14 protein-coding genes are annotated in these 20653 nt (G+C 50.8%); 9 read left to right on the top strand and 5 right to left on the bottom strand.

All coding sequences use genetic code 11. From position 1 onward, the window contains the following. Positions 1-370 precede the first annotated feature (370 nt). The 3 genes from ruvB (at position 371) to F1593_RS01650 (ending at position 3856) form a co-directional block, all read left to right on the top strand. Positions 371-1408, top strand: a complete 1038-nt coding sequence (ruvB, locus tag F1593_RS01660) for a Holliday junction branch migration DNA helicase RuvB (protein ID WP_149399679.1) — start codon at positions 371-373, stop codon at positions 1406-1408. Next, entirely contained in the window at positions 1387-2493 is a 1107-nt protein-coding gene (gene queA / locus F1593_RS01655) for a tRNA preQ1(34) S-adenosylmethionine ribosyltransferase-isomerase QueA (protein ID WP_235932458.1), read from the top strand. Before ruvB ends, queA begins: the two co-directional genes overlap by 22 nt. A gap of 418 nt (positions 2494-2911) precedes the next feature. Continuing rightward, positions 2912-3856 (top strand): ribose-phosphate diphosphokinase, encoded by a 945-nt coding sequence (locus F1593_RS01650; RefSeq protein ID WP_149399677.1) that lies wholly within the window; start codon positions 2912-2914, stop codon positions 3854-3856. A 319-nt stretch (positions 3857-4175) separates the two neighbouring features. Here F1593_RS01650 and F1593_RS01645 read toward each other — a convergent pair whose 3' ends face one another. Further along, positions 4176-5240, bottom strand: a complete 1065-nt coding sequence (locus tag F1593_RS01645; RefSeq protein ID WP_149399675.1) for a tetratricopeptide repeat protein — start codon at positions 5238-5240, stop codon at positions 4176-4178. 247 nt (positions 5241-5487) lie between these two features. On the opposite strand from F1593_RS01645, the gene F1593_RS01640 reads away from it, so the two are divergent. The 3 genes from F1593_RS01640 (at position 5488) to F1593_RS01630 (ending at position 7980) form a co-directional block, all read left to right on the top strand. After that, positions 5488-6237, top strand: a complete 750-nt coding sequence (locus F1593_RS01640) for an RNA polymerase sigma factor (protein ID WP_149399673.1) — start codon at positions 5488-5490, stop codon at positions 6235-6237. 76 nt (positions 6238-6313) lie between these two features. Continuing rightward, a complete protein-coding gene (locus tag F1593_RS01635) occupies positions 6314-6904 on the top strand; it encodes a helix-turn-helix domain-containing protein (protein WP_149399671.1) in 591 nt (196 codons plus the stop codon). 188 nt (positions 6905-7092) lie between these two features. Beyond that, the gene (locus F1593_RS01630) at positions 7093-7980 is read left to right on the top strand and encodes a deoxyribonuclease IV (protein ID WP_149399669.1); all 888 of its coding nucleotides are present in this window, start codon (positions 7093-7095) and stop codon (positions 7978-7980) included. Positions 7981-8042: 62 nt separating this feature from the next. Here the strand turns inward: F1593_RS01630 and F1593_RS01625 are convergent, their stop codons facing one another. Next, a complete protein-coding gene (locus tag F1593_RS01625; RefSeq protein ID WP_235932461.1) occupies positions 8043-11366 on the bottom strand; it encodes a BACON domain-containing protein in 3324 nt (1107 codons plus the stop codon). 306 nt (positions 11367-11672) lie between these two features. Here F1593_RS01625 and F1593_RS01620 point away from each other — a divergent pair, with 306 nt between their 5' ends. Next, the gene (locus tag F1593_RS01620; protein ID WP_172631782.1) at positions 11673-14036 is read left to right on the top strand and encodes a serine/threonine protein kinase; all 2364 of its coding nucleotides are present in this window, start codon (positions 11673-11675) and stop codon (positions 14034-14036) included. 33 nt (positions 14037-14069) lie between these two features. Here the strand turns inward: F1593_RS01620 and F1593_RS01615 are convergent, their stop codons facing one another. After that, positions 14070-14732, bottom strand: coding sequence for an alpha/beta hydrolase (locus F1593_RS01615; RefSeq protein ID WP_149399663.1), 663 nt, complete (start codon positions 14730-14732; stop codon positions 14070-14072). A gap of 301 nt (positions 14733-15033) precedes the next feature. Here F1593_RS01615 and F1593_RS01610 point away from each other — a divergent pair, with 301 nt between their 5' ends. Beyond that, positions 15034-16335: a hypothetical protein gene (locus F1593_RS01610; RefSeq protein ID WP_149399661.1), complete on the top strand. Its 1302-nt coding sequence runs from the start codon at positions 15034-15036 to the stop codon at positions 16333-16335. Between the two features lie 112 nt (positions 16336-16447). Here F1593_RS01610 and F1593_RS01605 read toward each other — a convergent pair whose 3' ends face one another. After that, on the bottom strand, positions 16448-17338 hold the full coding sequence (locus F1593_RS01605) for an aldo/keto reductase (RefSeq protein WP_149399659.1): 891 nt from the start codon (positions 17336-17338) through the stop codon (positions 16448-16450). 168 nt (positions 17339-17506) lie between these two features. Between F1593_RS01605 and F1593_RS01600 the strand changes: the two genes are divergently transcribed. Further along, the gene (locus F1593_RS01600) at positions 17507-18382 is read left to right on the top strand and encodes a helix-turn-helix transcriptional regulator (protein ID WP_149399657.1); all 876 of its coding nucleotides are present in this window, start codon (positions 17507-17509) and stop codon (positions 18380-18382) included. Positions 18383-18584: 202 nt separating this feature from the next. Here the strand turns inward: F1593_RS01600 and F1593_RS01595 are convergent, their stop codons facing one another. Then, positions 18585-20564 carry a DUF6909 family protein gene (locus F1593_RS01595; protein WP_216368746.1) on the bottom strand — a complete coding sequence of 660 codons (1980 nt, stop codon included), beginning with the start codon at positions 20562-20564 and terminating at the stop codon, positions 18585-18587. Positions 20565-20653 lie beyond the last annotated feature (89 nt).

Genomic DNA, 20653 nt, shown 5'->3' with positions numbered 1-20653 from the left:
AAACCAAAGCATCAAAACATCACCTTGAAGAACACCACCTTTGCCGACTTCCTGCAACCCATTCCTCGTCGGTCTCTACAGAATTCATCTCCTCCGCTTCTCGCTATTTAAGCGGTATTGCCCTTCACGGGTGGAGGGCAACGATCTTCTTGCACCCCGTTCTCATGTCTGCCTGATCTGGCACGTCTTCGGGGCGAGGTTGCAATGCCTCTCCACCCGTGAAGGGTGGCTCCTACGGGTTGCGCCTCCGATCCCACAAATGAGGATAGGGAGGCGCTGACGTTTCAAATGCCAACTCGACGTCAATGGTAAACTCTGATATAATTGAAACGAAGCATTGTAGAACACTAGTTTCAAAGCGGAGAGTGATATGGGGGACCGCCTCGTTTCATCAAATGTCAGCGAAGAGGAAGAGCTTATCGAAGGTAGCTTGCGTCCTCATCACCTGTCTGAATACGTCGGTCAAGAAAAAATCAAAGCAAATCTAAGTATCCTGTTAGAGGCTGCACGTCGCCGCAATGAATCGGTTGATCACGTGCTGCTCTATGGTCCGCCTGGACTGGGTAAGACGACGCTCTGCAATATTATCGCCGCCGAGATGGGCGTGAACTTGCGAACAACCTCCGGTCCAGCTATCGAGCATGCCGGGGATCTGGCCTCGATTTTGACCTCACTCCAACCAGGGGAAATCCTTTTTATCGATGAAATTCATCGGCTGGCACGTGCGGTAGAGGAACGGCTCTACTCAGCAATGGAAGATTTCGCCATCGATGTGATGATTGGCAAGGGTCCCAGCGCGCGATCCTTACGCCTGAATCTCCCTCCCTTTACCGTCGTCGGCGCGACAACCCGCGTTGGCTCTCTGACAGCCCCGTTACGCGACCGCTTCGGCGCTATTTATCGCATGGAATACTATGATCAAGACGCCTTGCAACGCATCGTGGCGCGTTCAGCTCGTATCCTGCGTGTAATGGCCCAGGAGGATGGCATTGCGGAAATCGCCAGCCGCGCACGCGGTACCCCCCGTATTGTTAACCGCTTGCTCAAACGCGTACGCGATTATGCACAGGTCCGGGCGGATGGCGTGATTACCCATGAGGTGGCGAAGGCCGCTCTGGATGCCATGGAGGTCGATGAGATCGGTCTGGATCAAACCGACCGCAATATGCTCATGACGATTATTCAGAAGTTTAATGGTGGCCCGGTTGGCCTGGATACCCTGGCAGCCAGCACCAGTGAGGATTCAGAGACAATTGAAGATGTCTATGAGCCTTACCTGTTACAATTAGGTTTTATAGCCCGTACACCACGTGGCCGTGTAGCTATGCGTGCAGCATATGAACATCTCGGTCTCACAGCACCAGGTGGAGAAGGTGGACAGAGTTCGTGGATAATATCCTCAAAATAAGTGATTTTGATTACGATTTACCATTAGAATTGATCGCTCAGACACCAATTGAGCCTCGTGACGCTTCACGCTTACTGGTCGCCCGCCGGGCAGATCAGACCCTGGAACACCGTCACTTCCGCGATATTGGTGAGTACCTACGTCCCGGTGATCTACTGATCGCCAATCAGAGCCGAGTTATCCCGGCCCGCCTGCTTGGACAACGTGCCGAGACAGGCGGAGCCGTCGAGGTGCTCCTGTTGGCTGAGCGCACCGAAAAAGGACCCGATCACTGGGAAACACTGGTTCGTCCTGGGCGCCGCTTACGCGAAGGCGCGCTCATCCACTTTGGTCCAACCGGCCAGGCACCGCGTTTAATGGCCGAGATCAAAGAGCGCACCGAGGCCGGTGGACGCATCGTCCACTTCTGGGTGCCCCAGGAGCCAAACGACGCCAGCAATGATCCCTATCAGATCCTCACCGTGCGTCAACGCATCGACGAAATCGGACGCATGCCGCTACCGCCCTATATTCACGAATCCCTGGCGGATCAAGAGCGCTATCAGACTGTCTATGCGCGTATTCGTGGTTCAGCCGCCGCTCCTACTGCAGGGCTCCACTTTACCACAGAGTTACTGGAGCGCTTACGGCAACAAGGCGTACGCACAGGCTTCGTAACCCTGCATGTTGGTCTCGACACCTTCCGACCTGTAGAAGAGGAAAATGTCAGCGAACATAAAATGCACAGCGAAGAGATTGAATTGGATGCACCTACCGCTGAATTGATCAACGCCACACGCAAAGCAGGTGGTCGCATCATCGCCGTCGGAACCACATCTGTACGCGTCCTCGAAAGTGTCGCCAGCCTACAAGAGGGACAGGACGAGACCACTCCATTTAAGGGCAGCACGCGCCTCTTTATCACGCCTGGACGCAAATATAAACTGGTTGACGCCATGATCACAAACTTCCATTTACCACGCTCCACATTACTGCTGCTCGTCAGCGCCTTTATGGGCAAAGAGTTTATGGAAACAGCCTACCAGGAAGCCATCCAAGAACGCTACCGCTTCTTCAGCTTCGGAGATGCCATGCTATTACTTTAAATTTGAAGCAGGATTGCGAAGCGGCAAAAAGTTCGCCGCCTCGAAAGATCTTTCTGTAGGATTGCAAAGGGCTACGAACTCTTTGCCACCCGCTGCAGATCTTTCTGTAGGATTGCAAAGGACTACGAACTCTTTGCCACCCGCTGCAGATCTTTCTGTAGGATTGCAAAGGGCGGCCAGCCCTTTGCCGGGGTTCGGGGTGTCCCCGAAAAAATCCCCCTCCCGCCGCCGCAGGCGGCACTTAGAAAGAGGACTTTAAGTTAACTCTTCTTGACGCTAGATTGACACAGGTGTCACAATAGCAAATGTGAATTCGCAACTATAATCGAGAAAGAAAAGCATTTTCATGCTCTTTTCTTTCATACTTTGTGCCCTCTTGTCTCATAGCACAACAAAGTAGGAATATAAGGATAAATCTATGCGCGACATTACTATTTTCAGCGGTAGCGCTCATCAAGAGTTAGCCCGGGAAATCAGTGCGTATCTGGGCTTGCAACTCTCACCCAACCACATTCAGCACTTCAGCAACGACTGCCTGTATGTTCAAATGAATGAAAACTGCCGTGAGAGTGATGTCTATCTCGTACAACCTCTGGTGACCCCCGTCCAGGAAAACCTGATGGAATTATTATTTATGCTGGACGCAGCACGCGGTGCCTCGGCAGCACGCCTGACCGCAGTCATACCCTACTATGCTTATGCTCGCTCAGACAAAAAGGATGCGCCACGTATTTCTATTGCGGGCCGACTGGTCGCCGATCTCTTGCAAACCGCAGGGGCTAATCGCATTATCACCGTTGCCCTCCATGCTCCTCAAGTACATGGATTTTTCAGCGTCCCAACCGATCACCTGAATGCTTTGAATGTGCTGGCAAAATATTTCCGCAGTTATAATCTCACGAACGGAATTGTCGTATCACCCGACCTGGGCAACGCCAAATCAGCTACTACCTTCTCACGTATGCTCAATATGCCAGTTGCCGCCGGTAGCAAGAAACGTATCAGCGACGACAAAGTCATTATCGACAGCATTGTAGGAGATGTCTCCGGCAAGGATGTCATCATCATCGATGACGAAATTGCCAATGGCGGTACGATTGTCGAAATCTTACAGCACGTCCGCGAACGTGGAGTAGGCCGCATCTTCGTTGCCTGCACCCATGGTCTCTTTACAGGCAAAGCCATCGAACGCCTGCGCGCACAGCCGGATATTGAAGCGATTGTCACCACCAACACCGTGCCAATTCCCGAAGAGAAACGCTTACCCAATATGAAAGTGCTCTCACTCGGACCCCTGATTGCCGAAACCATTCGCCGCAACCACAACGGAGAATCCGTCAGCAGCCTCTTCGATACCATCTAAAGAAGTATTTGCTGTTGTAAGCTCCCCAATACCAGCGGGAACTTGTTACTCGTTTACAGGCAGGCGCTCACGCGCCTGCACCCTTTTTAGTGTATGATGCAAAAAGCTTCAAAAATCTTTTTGCATCATACACTAATTTTTTATACATCTACACATTTTTTATTATATAGTGCAAAAATGCGCGATATACATTTTCCCACACCACATAATAAAATTTGTTTGAGCACTTCGTGTGCGAAAACTCATGTATGAAGGCCATAAAAGCCAGACACTTTGTCAGAATGCAACTCCAGACACAGTCCCCACAAAATGGCAGGATTTATTTTAGGCGATACTGCGCAATGAAAGCGGTATGCTTCTCATTATTCAGGAGAGCGAGCGCATTAAGAAAGAATGGAGGTAAGCCTTGTTGTAAGGCATGATCAATCATCCTGTGTGCCTCTGGATAGCGGCCTGATGCGGCACAGGCCATGCCTGACCAGAAATAACCGGATTCGCTAAAAAATTGTCCCTGATCAATATAAAGTTCAAACTTATTTAAAGCCGCCTCATACTGTCCCTGCAGCAAATAAAGGATGCCGGCGTGGAGATGAAAACCGGGCACTTTTTCTGACACAAGTAACGCTAAATGTTCAAAGTATTCGATTCTCTCGGCAGTCACCTGAGGATCGATACAAAATTGATACCACTCAAGTACCAGAAGATGATCAATGTTCTTGGGATCACCCTGGCAACATGCGACCAGATCGGCCAGTCCTTGCTCGATATTATTGAGGGAGAGATAGGCAATGCCGCGATTATGGTAAGCATTCCAGGCCCTGGGATCAAACTTAATCAGCCTGGTATAGTCCTCAATCGCTGCCTGATAGTATTTTAATTTGGTAGAGCAGGCGGCCCGTACATAATATTGATCCAACAGGTTGGGCCGCTGCTTAATAGCCCGATCGAAGTCCAGCAGGGCGCGCTCAAACTCGCCCAGATGCATTAAAGCCATACCCCGATTATAATAAGCCACACCCTTCCCTTTTAAAAGGATGGCATAGTTGGCGTCCTGTAACGCCTCGTGATATCTCTTTAAACCAAGCAGAGCAGCTGAACGGTTCACATAGGACATCGACATATTTCCATTCAGTGCCAGCGCCTGATTGCAATCTTTGATGGCAAGCTCAAATTTGCGGGCACCCAGCCAGGCCCAGCTTCGATTGATATACATCGTCGAGCTGGCAGGAGCCATTTTCAATAGTAACGTATAGTAGCTGGCAGCCCATTGATATTTTTTCAAATAACGAATCAGGCAATAGCCTATTCCCTGCCCCATAAAAATAAGTATAGAAACAGAGCAAAGTATATACACGATAGTATTTATAAAAGACGTTATATTCATGCGTTACCTCGGCACATTCAGATTGCATCTCATCACTATAGAGCATTTTAAGTTTATTGAACTTAAATTGTCAAATATCCATTGTTCTGTCCTGCTATCAGACATCCTTTCCACTCACCTCGATTTCTGCTATGCTAAGGGCGTAGCAAGAACCAACCAACAGACAAACAAAAAATTGCCGCTTTTTTTTATGGCAAAAGAATAGAAACGTAAGCGAACCACCGTAGTACTACTTTGGGGGGACTGAATGATCGACTTGAGTGATCCCGCGCTTCACGAGCGCTTACACCGTCGGACAGCAGAGGGACGCTATGAGATTAGTGAAATTGAGCTTGTTAGCACTATTCGCGCACAAGGTACTATAGGCAATAGCGCTGGTGTTCGTTATCTCTGTGAAGTGTTGTTACGGCGTTGTGCACCAGCCTTTCAACGGCATACACAGGGTTTAAGCCATCGTCCTGAATGGCGAGAAGAAGCAATCGCGAACATGAGTGAGCATTTGCTACGCGAGGCGCAAGATCCCAATGAAATATTTATTACTCAGAACTTTATCCATTATTTGCGTTGTCTGTGCGCCGATGAATTTAACCGGGTCTTACGGCAAGAGGGCCTGGGCTATCGACGCGATGCCGAAGGCCGTCCAGCGGGACGCCCACAACATGTGCCACGCTCACTGGTAGAGACGATCCGACCAGCCGCCGCCGATGATGAGAGCCAACCGGCATCAGATGTGGCGGACCCGGAAGATCAATACGAGACGCTGCACGCCGAGGCTGAGAGTCAACGCATTTTGACCTATTTGCGTGATCCTCTTGATCGCAAGATCATGGTGTTACGCGCAATTGAAGGCTTGAAATGGGATGATATTGCTGCGACCTGTAAGAAGACTGAACGTACGGTACGCCTGCGCTATGAACGAGCTCGCGGTTATCTGCGCGAATGTGTGATGAGGGAACAACATAATCATTATCAACCAGCGTTTCAACAAAATACCTAGGCGGAATTTCAAGACGAGCCATCATAAAGCTTAATTATCACAATAACCACAAAAGGAAACAGAAAGGAGTACTCGAATGAACACTCCCGAACTACGACAACTGAAAATGGCATGGATAGCTGCCAAAGAAGCGGGTGACAGAGAGACTCAATTACGTTTGATTCAGGATCATCCAGCCCACCAGGATGAACTGATCGAGTTTATTGCTGGCTACCAGGCTATCGGAGGAGCCGAGGAAGTAGATCAGCATGCAGAACTGCTACCAGTGACGCAGCGTGCCCTGGAGAGTGCTCTAAAGCAGGTCTTTAAGCCACAGAGCTCTTTTGCGACCTTATCCGAGCTACGCAAAAGTCTCAAGTTAAGCAAGATGGATACCGCACAGGGCTTGCGCCTCAGCGTGGATGTCTGGAATAAGTTTGAAAATGGAGCCATTGAACTGGTCAGCCTGAGCCGACTCCAACTTGAGCGTCTATCACAGTTCTTCCATGTCAGCGCCGAACAGTTTGGTACCCTGCTGAATGGTAGTCAGCCTGCAATCAGCATGAACCGTCGCCAGACACGCGAAGCGGCCAGCAATGCAGAGCAGGGACCACAAAAACAAAGCTTCAGCGAAGCTATTGCTCGCAGTGCAATGTCAAAAGAAGATCAGCAATTCTGGTTGAAATAATCCTCCCAGCCTGTCAATGCATGAGTAATACATGATGTATGGATACTAATTTATGAGAGATTTCTACTCCTGACATCCTTTTGTGGCAAATAGGAAGAAATAAAGTTTTTCGACACAAAAAATCCCAAACTCCGGCAAAGGGCTGGCAGCCCTTTGCAATCCCGCTTGAGAGAAGGTTTAAATTAGTAATGCGCATCGGCCGCCATATGCCTACGAATTCTAAATTGGTGAAGGCTGCTCAAACAGCCAGAGAGATTGGCTGTGAAGCCATCCAAATCTTTGCGAGTAATCCCACAGGTTGGCGACCGCCAGCCGATAATGCGGCCCTCTATGCCTCCTTTGCCGCGGCTGTAGAAACCTACCAGCTTGATCCTGTGGTTATCCATGCCCCCTATCTGATTAATCTGGGTACCACGGATGAGGTTATCTGGGAGAAGTCAATTACTCTGCTAACATGGACTTTACAGCGGGGTGGATTGTTGGGAGCACGCTATGTGGTCTTTCATACCGGTAGCCACCGTGGCGCAGGCGTGGAGAGCGGTCTCGCTCGGATTGTGCAAGCTATTGAACGTATCCTGCCCGCTACACCAGAAGAAGTAATGCTCTTGCTTGAGAATGATGTCGGAGCAGGCAATGCGCTTGGACATAGCTTCGATCATCTGGGCAAAGTCCTTGCACAGTTACCACAGTATCAGCAGCGTCTGGGCATCTGTCTGGATACAGCCCATCTCTGGGGAGCGGGACATGATATCTCTAGCTCCAGCGCAACCCTGGAGGTTTTACATGCCTGTGATGCGACGTTTGGATTAGAGCGTCTCCAGGTCATTCATCTCAATGACACCGAAAAGGCACTGGGAAGTCATCGCGATGTCCATGCACGGCTCGGCGAAGGAATTATCGGTACAGAGGGGCTCCAAACGCTTCTGCAAGATCCCCGTGTGCAACATGTCGCAGTGCTGATGGAGACGCCGATTAAATTGGATGAGCAGCAGAAAGAAGATTGGCTTCACGATAGCGGAGAGATTGCTAAAGCGAAAGCACTCGCAGGTCGCCCCGGTTACGCAAGCAGATACTAATTACATGATTATCTATCTTATGCGAACTGCTATTCTCTTACGTGATAGACCTATTCCATAGGTCAGGGAGTGGCTGCCCGGGTGACAGATTGGATAACAGCAGCCGAGGGGACGGCGACCAGGTTGGTTGGAACGAGCGGAGGGATAATAGATGGGGCCTCGGTAGGGGCGGAGGTAGCCGATGGTGTGGCTGTATCATTGATGTTGATTGGGACAAACACATCAATTGGACCCGTCGTCATACCAGTCTGGCTATCCGTGGCTGTAATAGCGACATGCACAGCATATGTTCCAGCCGCCAGACCTGTTGGATCAACCAGTAAACCGATAGTGGCTGAAGCACCAGCCGCCAGGGTATTGGATGACACAGGTAGGGCGACAAAGCTTTGCTGTCCCAACAGAGCCGCGCTCCAGGTCAGGGCATTACTACCAGTATTAGCGATGGTTAGTGAGCGCAAAAGTTTCCCATTGTCAGCATTGATCACGGCTGATGAAACGGTTATAGTAAAGCTCGGTGGAGGCGGAGGAGTAAAATTTACCATCACTTGCTGAGGACTACCCACAATGGCAATACCAGCCTCGAGTGCGGTCAATGAGATTGAGCCAGTAGCCTGTGTTAAGCCTGCTTTTTGTGCGGTGACGCTAAAAGTCGCGGTACCACCGCGACTGATCACGACAGGATCAGAGACGCTAAACCACTTATTGGTTGAGGCTGCGGTGGCAACGACTTTGACGCCTCCACTGCCACAATTTCCGGTTATGCCTACGGTAAACGTTTGGATTGAGGAAGTCGTAGCCGGTGTAAAATTAAGTGCCAGTTGGGATGGTACCAGTAAGGTACATGGCGGCTGCATATTTAAGAAGACATCCAGCGTCTTCCTGGCGATAATCTGATGGGGATTGCTGCTATCTCTGGCGATAATTTGTACCTGTCCTCGATATATATTGGGTGTCAGACCAGATAAATCCACGCCTACACGTGTAGCGGTGGATTTATTGGGAGCCAGATTCCCACTACGCGGTATTGCACTTAACCAGTTTCCACCAGAAGTTGTAGTAGTGGTAACGGTCCATTGCAGGTTATGTTTACAGGCTCCTTCGGCCTTCATAACGACAGTGTGTACCGTGTCTGGTTGTCCTGACTGTCCCTGGTAACTGCTGAAGGTTATCGTGTCAGGCGAAACCTGGAGTGTACAGGCAGCATTCACCGTTAGCTGGACCGGGATCAATAATTCTACTGTTTTTCCTTGCGCAGAGCGCCCATCGATCTTTACCAATCCGGCATAGCTCGTTATAGTAGTTAGCGTTGACAGGTCCATGGCAGATACCTGCAAGGTGGTTGACTGACGGGCAGCAAGATTGCCAGAGGAGGTTTTGAGGGAAAGCCAGTTTCCACCAGAAGCCTGTGTGGAGGCCATCCATGCAATAGCACTATCTCCTGTATTAGTGAGCGGTAAGGCTTGCGTCACAGCACTATTGATACCGGGCGTGGTACTAAAAGAGAGGGTAGAGGTGCCCACAGTCAGTAGTGGCCCCACCGATGAGAGCGTGAGATTGACTAAGAGAACCTGTGTGCTTTGCCCATAACTAAAGGTTATCGAGCCGTTGAGAGTTTGTGGGGCCGCCGGTAAACCTGCCGGTACCACTTCCACCTTTACGGAAGAGGGTGTGGTACCACTGGACTGATCAATCGTCAACCAGGACGTGTTACTCAACGCCTTCCAACCTAATGGAACTGAGCAGCCTGGCGTCTGGTTTACAGTCAAGGCCTGGGCGGCTGGAGCGGCCTGATGCGCTACATCAATAAAGCTTAATACATTCGTAGAAAGATTGAGGCTACAACCGGCTTTTATCGTTATATTTACATATATCGTTTGAGCATTAATCGGCGCAGAACCAACCCCTGTAAAGTTTATCTCCGCATTATAGCTTCCCGGCAGGAGTGCGCCACTGTTCACTTCTACCTGCGTTGTAGCACTGCCACCCGCGTCCAGATGTCCTTTCAGGGAAGAGAGCACCAACCAGGAGGGATTTGATACGCTGCCCTGCCAGTTCAGAGGAAGTTCACCTGGATTACTTACTGTAATGACCTGTGGGGCCAGATGTACATCGCCATCCACTCCGGTAAAGGAGAGCAGAGCTGGTGTTAGTTGCAAGACTGGTCTCAGTCCAAAGGCCAGGGTTAATACTTGCATAGTCACATGCAGAGTGCGATTTCCCGCTGAAGAAGCAAAGGTGATATCAGAAGTATAGTGGCCGGGTTCCAGATTAGCACGGTCAACCGCGATCTTCACCTCAGCGGGAGCATCACCGATAACATTACCACTCTGTGGGCTTATCAATAACCATGATGCCTGGGCGTTCGCCTGCCAGGATATCAATCCCATGCCACTATTGGTTAAGTGGATAGACCTGATCGAATTTGTGGCTTGATCGCCTGCTCCCAGATTGAGTGTATCAGGATCTAACTCATTTGCCACCTTCAGATGAAAATGAGCAGGTAATATGGAACCGAGATTAGCCATAACGAGGATTGAGGTTCCATAAGATTGATGTCGATCAGCATCTTCTACGCTGATCTTATGGGTTCCCACTCCCCAATATTCGCTAACAGTGACAGTGTCAATAAACGTTCCATCCTGCTTTACAAATAATTGCGAACGTCCATGGGTATCAAAAATTGGAATATGCTCATCCAGAAATAGGCCGACTTTTACGCCTGGCTGAAAACCAGCTAACTGGATCGTTAACTGTTCTCCAACCGAGACATTCGGTTGCGGACTTACAGTGATAGATGGACTATCCTTACCGGAAACCGGCAATGGTGCTAAAAACTGGGTGATCCTGAGCAGACTGCCAGCCATCAGAAAGAGCAGGACCAGCAAGCTCAGCCAGAAAAAAGAGCGTGGACGCGACAGTAGACGTGGAAATAGCAACCATCCATAAGGAATATGCCGCAGTACAGGCCATGCATGCAGTGGTACTGGCGGTCGCGGAGGATAGGTTGTGGATGGACGACGCGGTGTCTCAACCACTTTTTGCCAGGCAGGTTGTGGATGCATTTCACCTTTGCGTCTACTGAGCGAAAGATAGGTGGAAGCTGAATGCATAGTGGCAGAAGCATAGGCAGGTAAAGGATCTTGCTGCACGTCAGTAGTGGCAACCACAGCAATCGGCTCAAGCTCATCTTCGGGACGAGGCTGAGAAATAGTTGCATTATCGATAGGCACAGATTGTCCTTCAGGGACAGTAGAGGATTGAGAATGAGTAGCATCATCCTGAACATGGCTGGTTTCTGAGCTCGAAGCCGCCAGAGACCAGCCACAACAGGCACAATATAGCGCTTTCTCAATTGGCAACGGTGTAGCACACCGTGGACAAGGCATTCTACTCACGAATCACTGCCCCCTTACCTCAAGCTATCAGCTGATACCCTATAGTATGAAGTGTACGAGAGAAGAACAATACTGTCAACTATTTTTACATGTATAAATTATCCTGTCGCCAGATTAACGCTGCAAACATGCGAAAATTGCATGCCATCCATACAACAAGGAAAGCAAGCGCATATCAGGACGTTGGTAGCCTTTCTGTACTGTCAAGCTTCAATATGGACTACTACTTTGACTTATCTATCGTTTTACTCTACGATGAGAGGACAACTACATGCTAACGTGCCGAAGGAGATGAGCATGGAAGACCGTATCGGTCAACAACTAGGGAACTATAAAATACTGCGCCGGGTAGGACAGGGCGGCTTTGCCGATGTCTATCTGGGCGAACATATTCACCTGCGCACGCAAGCGGCAATCAAAGTACTCCAGGTACGCCTGGGAGACAATAACATACAAAACTTTCTCAACGAAGCACGCACTATCGCACATCTGGTACATCCCTATATAGTTCGCGTGTTAGACTTTGGTGTCCAGGATAATGTTCCCTTCCTGGTCATGGACTATGCTCCGCACGGCACTTTTCGTCAACGCTTCCTGCAGGGAAAACCACTTCCACCGGCACCTCTGGTTACCTATATCAAACAGACGGCAGCGGCACTGCAATATGGTCATGATAAGAAGTTGATCCATCGCGATGTGAAGCCAGAGAACATGCTGCTGGGTCCAAATGACGAGGTGTTGCTCGGAGATTTTGGCCTGGCGTTAATTGCCTATAACTCCATTTCGCGCTCATTGACAGAAACCGCTGGAACTGCCGCTTATATGGCACCCGAACAGCTACAAGGAAAACCACGACCCGCCAGCGATCAATATGCACTTGGCGTGATCGCGTATGAATGGCTAACGGGCAGTTGTCCCTTCCAGGGTTCTTTCTTCGAAATTGCCAGTCAGCAGGTGCTAGCCTCCCCGCCAGCCATTCGTGAAAAGGTTCCAATGATACCGGCAGAGATCGAAAAAGTTGTCCTGCGGGCATTAGAAAAGGACCCCCAACAACGCTTTCCACAGGTGCGCGATTTTGCATTGGCCCTTGAAGAAGCCTGTCTCACCGGAAAGCAATATTCCTTTGATTTGCCGCTCAATACACTTACCACAACGCAAAGGGAAGCAGGCGCGCCAGAAGCGATCCACTCAAAAGTAATCAACGCTTCAATGGCGATGAATTCTCTATCTGCCGCAAAAAATGCGCATCCCAACAACTCGGTAATTGGGATACGTCAACTCGCGGAACAATCGGCCACCGCCAGAGAAGGAGCGCAGCAATTCCATCCAGAACAATTCTCTCCGCGCAATACGTCCACCTCTGCATTGGAACAATTTCCACTTTCAAACAGCCATGTTTTTCGGCCACAAGATGTATTGCTCGTACCAGGAGCACAATCACAGATCAACCCTGTCCCCTTCCAGAAGATCGCACCACAGCCAGATGAGGCACAGCTACACGATCAGCGTGCTCAGGAACAAAGGGAACAGGGTTCATCTACGACCGTAGATATAAATTCACTGCCGGCCCTTCCAATACCGGAAGAAACTGATCTCTGGTCCTCCTCAGCTTTGTCTAAGAATGGTATGTTTGACTTTTCCGCGCTCTCAACGCCTGCGTCAGCAGCGCAGCCAGGCAACGCACGACCCAATATGCCAGCCTTTACCACTCCTCAAACAGCACCAGCGCGCAAACCAGAGGACAGAATAATCCTTCATCAGATACCTGCCAGCAGCGCATCAGGTAAACCGAAAAACCTGATGAGGGCAGCGACCGCAGGAATTGTCATTCTGATTATGATTGTAATTATTACCAGTGGCATCAGCATTTTTACAGTCGCCAACAATAGCGCGGCCCAACAGCAGGCTAAGCAAGCAGCCAATGCAACAGCAACCAGTCAGGCCAATACACATGCGACCATGACGACCATAGAGAACAAAAACCTGCAAGCCACACAAACGGCCCAGGAGAAAATCGCCAGGATCAATCCTTATTTTAAGACAGGTGGCGGCACACTGCTTCAAAACGATACCCTCACTAGCAACCAACATAACTGGCCCGAAGGCACTGATATCAGCGGCAGCACCACTGGTACCTGTATATTTAGTCCTCAGGGCTACCAGATTATAGCGCCTTCGCTTCTCCCAACAGCCTGTATACAAACCCAACAGATGCTGACCAACTTCACCTATCAGGTAAATCTCTCCTTTGCATCTGTGGGACAAAGCTATAGCGGAGGGGGATTAATTTTCCGCGCCAACAATGCCAGCAAAGCATATTATTTCTTTGAGCTCTTTGGTAGTGGCAACTATTCAATTCAAAAGTGCGTTAGCTCGAACTGCGCGGATTACCTGGACGGTTATAAGCTTGGCAAATCGGCTATCCCAAATTTTAAGACAGGCATAAACACGACCAATACATTGGCTGTAACGGCCAATGGAGACACATTCACATTTTTCGTCAACAAAGTTCAGGTTACACAGATCACAGATGAAACATATACCTATACCAGCGGCACGATTGGCCTGCTTGCCACGGCTGGCAATGATACGGGACTGGACACAGCAGCTAATACTCAGACAACCGCCATTTTTACCAACGCTAAAGTCTGGCAACAATAATTCTCTTCGGCATCCTGACAGGATAGCAGTGCATTAGATGTGATACGTCTTCTGTAACCAGGCTTTGGCTGAGCGCAGATCTTCGCGTGTCAGACCATGGCCCACGTTCATCCAGCGTTCGGTAACAGATGCTCCAGCCTGCCGTAAGACATGCACCAGTTGCTCGGTCTGCGCAACCGGTATAATCGGGTCCATATTTCCAGCATGGATCAGGGTCGGGATACCAGCAAGTTCAGGCAAAGGATCTGGCACCAGTTGTATCATAGCGCGCAGCAAGATAGCGCCATGCAGGATACCAGGACGCAAGAGGAGCATACTGGCAGCGATATTGGCACCATTCGAATACCCAAGCGCCACGACCTGCGTCGGATCAAAATGATAGGCCTCGCTGGCCGCGCTAACAAAATCCGCCAGTTCGTCGGTACGGCGCTGCAAATCCTCCAGATCGAATATCCCCTCTGCCAGGCGACGGAAGAAACGCGGCATTCCATTCTCCAACACCTTCCCGCGTGGGCTCAACAGAGCAGCACCCGGAACAAGCGAGCGACCAAGATCGAGAAGATCATCCTCATTGCCACCTGTACCATGTAAGAGCAGCAATGTCGGGAGCTTCTTCCCTGCTTCATCGTCGCTCTTAGCGGGTATAAAGCGATGCACAAAATCCGTAAACTGCGGCACTGACTGTTCGTTACTCATAACCACTTTCCTGATGCATACATCTGCTCGCATCAAGCTCATTCAAATAACTATCTATATACAAGATACTTTCTTTTTGTTAGTAGCAATTTTAGCACAACCTCTTCGGCCTGTCAAACATGCATTTTCTAAGGCTCTCCGTCCCGTCCTTCCGGGTGGTGGAAGAGGGAAGGTACGAGGACTGTCATGCCCCCGGCATGCCTGCCATCACGCTCCATCAGGAGCTGCCGCCCCTGCACTCCGCTTTCACCAAACAACACATCGCAGGGCAGGCATGAGTTTGTGGTAAAATAGGCACAAGATGGAGCTATGGACGAATTCCGACGAACAGGATCAATCGCTCACAGGCGCAGCAGAGGGCAGCCATCCGCTTGCTTTACATGGCACGCGTCGCCCGACGAATCGCGCCATATTGTCATGGCTGCGAGGCTGGCTGCTTCAATCTTATGTCGCCCCCTATTGTCATTCTCTGGGCGATTCACGCATCTTTCGGCGCTGCTACTGGATCGATGCCCTCGGAGGTTATGATGCACGCAGTTTACGCCTGCCAGCAGCGACGACAGCGACAAGAAAAGAAGAGAGACAGGCATCATCCAGGAATGGAAAACGTGTAGCCAAAAAAGAGATAGTGCCAGTTGCGCCTGCACTACAGCCAGTCGTCACGCTGGCTCAGCAACTTGTACGTGAAAACCAACCTGTTACCCTGTATGGTTTGCTGCTAAGCAATGGCTCCAGTAAAAGTAGCAAGCGGTCAGCCAGACGGCAGCAGGCTGAAGAAGCGGGAATTCTCCTACCGAAAGAGAGCGGGATTGTTGCGACAGGTTGGCGCGAGGGCGCGGCAGCGATCCTCAAGGAGATCGAGCCAGCACCGGCCATCCTGCTGCTTGATCCACTTACCATGAGCAATGAACAATTGGCCCCCCTTTATCAGAGAACCGTGCCGACGGAACTGCTATTCTGCCTCTCCCACCACCAGATCAGCATACAACTTCAGGCCGCCACAAAACTGCCGGAACAGGCTACGGCCCTCACAAGCTTATTGCGCAGTGATAGATGGAAGAGCTTGCCAACTGAAGGAGGTGAGGTGGTAAAAGGCTTTCTTGAGCTTCTGACGGCCTCTATGCAGCGTCATTATCAGTGGACACCCCAACACATCGCACTATCCATTCCCAATGGTCCCGCCAGCACCATTCCCATTCCCTACACGCTTATCTTTGCCAGCCGCCGCCAGGATAGCCTGTTAATTATGAATGACGCGCTCTGCCTCTATCAAAGGCAGACCTATCAACAAAGTTATAGCGGCGTGCTTGGTGAGGAATGGTTTGCTCATCAGGCTCAGCAGCGCCTGGAAGAGGACCTAAACCAACTTCCCCGGCATATCCAGCAACAAGGAATAGTCTCGCGTATACGCCGCTGGCCCGATCTACGCCAGCAACTCATCCTCAAAGAGTTCGGACACTTCACGCGTCAGGAATACGATCAATCCATCCAACAGTTGATCGTACAGCAGGAAGTGCGCTGCACATGGCGTCAAACCTCAACGCATACAGAAGCAGCGGGCCCGCGCATTCCAGACAATGGAGACACCTTGCACTGGCGCTAATCGCTAATCCGCCTGCGCCCAGACTACATCAACATCTAGAGAAGGAGCCCGGTGGCTGATCACCACCAGGCTCCTTCTCTTTCTATAGGTGTCATATATATAACCCTGTAGCTCACCAGAGGGCGTGTTCTAGCTCTGCGAGGTCGGTCTCTGTCAGGTGAATTGAGGCCGCGGCGATATTCTCCTCCAGGTGGACGCGCGAAGATGTACCCGGAATAACCAGCATCTGTGGTGAGCGCGCCAGGAGCCAGGCCAGGGAGATTTGCGCGGCTGTAGCCTGGTAGCGTTGTGCCAGCACCTCCAGAGCACTATTGGCCTGCCCAAGCTGCCCCATTGCGAGCGGGAAGAAGGGCGTAAAGGCGATATGCTCTTTTGTGCAAGCGTCTAACAGCTCCTCGCCCTGTTTATAGCTCATATTGTAGAGATTCTGCACCGAGACAATGGGAGTGATAGCCTGGGCTTCGCGGAACTGGGCGAACGATACATTGCTAACGCCGATATGGCGAATCTTGCCCTCGCGCTGTAGTTCAGCCAGCACACCAACGCTCTCCGCAAAAGGTATCTCTGAATCATCCATATAGCGACAATGCACCAGGTGCAACTGTTCCAGGCGCAACTGGCGTAAGTTCTCTTCGCAGGCCATCCTCAACCGCTCAGGCGTCATATCCGCGACCCAGCCCTTGTCCTCTGTACGCCTGGCTCCAAACTTGGTCGCAATCACCAGGTCGCTGGGATAGGGATAGAGCGCCTCGGCGATCAGACGGTTTGACACCTCGGGTCCATAGTAAGCCGATGTATCGATAAAGTTCACTCCAAGTTCCACGGCCCGGCGCAATACCGCCCTGGCCTCGTCCGGATCTTTCGGTTCGCCCCATACATCGGGTCCTGGTAAACGCATGGTGCCAAAGCCCATACGCCTCACCACAATATCATCTCCAAGAGTAATCGTGCCAGCGGCAATCGCTGGCAGATGTCCCTGTTCTCTTACTGCGTCAAACGTCATTATTCTTTTACTCCTAATAGTTTCTGTGGTAACAATAAATTTTTATTGTCGCCTATTCTCTAACTTCTGGCTGTGATACACTCAAGAGTATGCCACAGGTAAAAACGTAGGACCAGAGTCTTGTTATCGTAGGCTTTAGAGTGTCAGGATAAGGAAACTACTAGCATCATGAAAGACGATATCCAACGACGCGAGACACTCGCGGATTTCTTGCGTACCCGTCGTGCTCGCCTCTCCCCCGCTGAAGCAGGACTTCCAGCAGGCAGGCGCAGACGCCTACCAGGTTTGCGGCGTGAGGAAGTCGCCCAACTCGCCAATATCGGCGTCTCCTGGTACACCTCTCTAGAGCAGGGGCGAGACATCTCCCCCTCTCTCGACGTCTTGCACAGCCTGGCTGATGCCCTTCAGCTATCGCCTGAAGAGCGCCAGCACTTGCTCTTGCTTGCCAATCAGCAGCCCGCGGCAATCTTTCCCCAGATAGAGACGATAAGCCCCGTACTTCTGCGTCTACTTGAGGATCTCAATCCCGACCCCGCCTATATCATGAATCGGCGCTGGGATTATGTCGCCAGGAACAAGACTGCCAAATGCGTCTTATTTTCCGAGAACATAACCCCCCCAGCCTATGAGAGAAACCTCGTCTGGCGCATCTTCGCCAATCCCGCCAATCAGGAAGGCTTTATGGAATGGGAGAAGAAGGCCCAGACCGTCCTGGCCGAGTTTCGCGCTGAGACCGCGCGCTACGCGGACGAAGACTGGCATAAACAACTCATTGCCGACTTGCAACGTATCAGCCCCCAATTTCGCGACTGGTGGCCACGCCACGATGTTCGTGGGCGCAACGATGGTCCCAAAGATATTGAGCACCCCACTGCCGGTCGCTTGCAGTTTGAGGTCACAACGCTACAGGTGCCAGCCAACCCTGACTTCAAAGTCATGATCTATATGCCCTTTCCAGGGACAGATACTGCCGCTGCAATTCAGCGTTTATTGGATATTGAGCAAACCAACAATCAACGGCCGGTCGAAAGCATTGCACGCTAAGTGCCACCATAAGCAAATTATTGCTGGTGGATGGTGTGGTGGTTTGTGGCTAATTGAAGGTGAGCGTCTCAACCAGGTAGGTTGCGTTCGTTGCCACTGGCTCACAGGAGGATGACACTTTGAGCAGGTAGGATGAGCCCGACTTTGTTGGGAAACGAAGGCCCCATCCTTTGTGGTCGAGCCTTCGTTTATTTAGGGAGCGCTATTTGGTAGCGCGGGCTTTTTTGTCCTGGCCTTCGGGTTCGGCGGGGGGCTGACTGATAACAGGTTCTGACGTTTCTTGAGTTGGCGCGGTGCTGCGGCTACGAATGGCGGCAATTTCACGCGAGAAGATGCGACGTACGATGGCAACGGTGCTGGCGTAGGTCGAGTCCATACCAAAGTAGGAGAGGCTACCAGCTCCGAGATTCTTGCCACGCGTATAGGGAGTATCGGAGGCGTAGTGCAGGATGCCTAGCTCGTATGGCAGGCTGAGCAGGTTGATGTTATCCATGGTTGGATAACGGGTGAGGTATTGATCTTCATAGATGGCATTGAGGTACGGTCCTCCTTCCATTTCGACAACGGTATAATTGGCATTGTAATAATGATCCAAGTATTGACGATTTTGGAGATAAGTACCTTTGCTCGATACCGCCTTCTGGTTATCCAGTACTGATCCATAGATCAGATAGGGCTGCACTTCAGGGGCGCTGAATGTATTGTCAAACCAGTAGGTGTTCTGGCTATGCTCATCTGAAACGACATTTGAGATCATGACATCCCCAATGCTGCCATTGAGTGTGGCAGCTTTACCAAGTACATAGATACCGCTGATACGGGAAAGATTTTCCATGATCTCGCGCATCATGCGATACGCGGCCATGCCCAGTGGATAGTCGATGTTGAGGATGATCGCATCACTTTTCGCGAGTACATCCATATAGGGCATGCGGCAGCGTGGATCGATATCGCTCGGGCGAAGCTTGGAGAGTTCAAAGAGTTGAGCGTCAATTTCCAATCCATGGCGGGCATCAACGTGCCAGATACCACGCTCCTGTGCTTCCTGGAGGCGTGTACGCTGTGCCTCTTTACCCGCGGGCGTGCGAGCCCATTCACGGCTAGCAAAGTACAGGAAATTTTGCCAGTTACCCGGCACAACCCCATCCTGTATCTTCCGATATTCTTCGGCCAGATAGGCATCCGCGCCGCTGCGTGCAAAGGCAGCCAACTCGCGCTCTCGGCGCAGGTTGAAGCCGGATAAAAGATTAATAAGGCTGTGTGTATTGCTCGATACAAAGTAGACAGTGCGATCTGGTAATCCCAATTTGTCCAACAGTCCACTCACCGGAGCCCACCACTGGCGGGTTGCTTTAACATAGCCCACATGCGAACCACCCAGCATACGCAGGTTAAAGCTCTTGCGCTGTGAGCCAATATCATGCAGTTTTTCCCACAGATGGTCACCCCAGATCACTTCGAGGCGCTCCCAGTCATCGGCGGCAATATGGAGACGCTGACGCAAGACTTTACTGATCTCTGAGAATACAGGCGATTGGCGCTCCACATGTGTTTCCAACAGTTGCATGGTCGTCGGGTCCGCGTTCAACAGATAATTCATTTTGTTCCATTCAATCTGGAAGGCGACCAGAATGGGAACAATATCATCGGTATCGCTGACACTAGCGACATAGACAGCCAGCGTTTTCTGGCCGTTGTAGAACCATTTGCGACGACGGGCGGAAGCGGTCACGGCCTGCCATTTGTTGACCTGAAAGCCTTGTTGTAAGAACACTACCTCTGATTGTCCTAACAAGACCAGTTCACAGCGTGTGATTGCATCCGGAAGGCGCAACACACTATAGATAAAGGCCGACATATCCGGATAGGGCTTACGTGCATCGGGATGCAGGCTGGAATCGATATTGTAATGGGCCTGTACCAGTGCCTTCAGACTGATCTCGCCAGAGCTACGGAGCAGGGTATTGTATGTGCGGATATAAAGCTCAACATCACGCTTACCGGCCTCATGATATTTTTCTCCATGTTCCAGGCTGGCCGTGAGAGCAGTATGGGAACGATCATGCGTATCCAGCAACTCGTCATCCGCTTGAGCAAACAAAGTTGTATCTTCCTGAGAATTGTTTTTCAGAGATTGTTTTCCATCGTTACGTTGATCATCATGCTTCTGTCTGTATGCCATAAGTGTCACCCACCCTCTTCGCCGAGGCAATTGTAGAGTATCATCGTTATTTGCAGTCTATTATAACGCGTCCACCAACAACTTGGGGT

This window comes from Dictyobacter arantiisoli (assembly GCF_008326305.1).
Classification (GTDB): Bacteria; Chloroflexota; Ktedonobacteria; order Ktedonobacterales; family Ktedonobacteraceae; genus Dictyobacter; species Dictyobacter arantiisoli.
This window is presented reverse-complemented; position numbering and strand designations above follow the sequence as displayed.

Excerpts from the sequence above, each read along its gene's own strand:
- ruvB (WP_149399679.1), top strand. The coding sequence starts at position 371 with ATGGGGGACCGCCTCGTTTCATCAAATGTCAGCGAAGAGGAAGAGCTT.
- F1593_RS01650 (WP_149399677.1), top strand. The coding sequence starts at position 2,912 with ATGCGCGACATTACTATTTTCAGCGGTAGCGCTCATCAAGAGTTAGCC.
- F1593_RS01640 (WP_149399673.1), top strand. The coding sequence starts at position 5,488 with ATGATCGACTTGAGTGATCCCGCGCTTCACGAGCGCTTACACCGTCGG.
- F1593_RS01625 (WP_235932461.1), bottom strand. The coding sequence starts at position 11,366 with ATGCCTTGTCCACGGTGTGCTACACCGTTGCCAATTGAGAAAGCGCTA.
- F1593_RS01595 (WP_216368746.1), bottom strand. The coding sequence starts at position 20,564 with ATGGCATACAGACAGAAGCATGATGATCAACGTAACGATGGAAAACAA.
- F1593_RS01635 (WP_149399671.1), top strand. The coding sequence starts at position 6,314 with ATGAACACTCCCGAACTACGACAACTGAAAATGGCATGGATAGCTGCC.
- F1593_RS01615 (WP_149399663.1), bottom strand. The coding sequence starts at position 14,732 with ATGAGTAACGAACAGTCAGTGCCGCAGTTTACGGATTTTGTGCATCGC.
- F1593_RS01645 (WP_149399675.1), bottom strand. The coding sequence starts at position 5,240 with ATGAATATAACGTCTTTTATAAATACTATCGTGTATATACTTTGCTCT.
- F1593_RS01620 (WP_172631782.1), top strand. The coding sequence starts at position 11,673 with ATGGAAGACCGTATCGGTCAACAACTAGGGAACTATAAAATACTGCGC.
- F1593_RS01610 (WP_149399661.1), top strand. The coding sequence starts at position 15,034 with ATGGAGCTATGGACGAATTCCGACGAACAGGATCAATCGCTCACAGGC.
- F1593_RS01600 (WP_149399657.1), top strand. The coding sequence starts at position 17,507 with ATGAAAGACGATATCCAACGACGCGAGACACTCGCGGATTTCTTGCGT.
- F1593_RS01630 (WP_149399669.1), top strand. The coding sequence starts at position 7,093 with ATGCGCATCGGCCGCCATATGCCTACGAATTCTAAATTGGTGAAGGCT.
- F1593_RS01605 (WP_149399659.1), bottom strand. The coding sequence starts at position 17,338 with ATGACGTTTGACGCAGTAAGAGAACAGGGACATCTGCCAGCGATTGCC.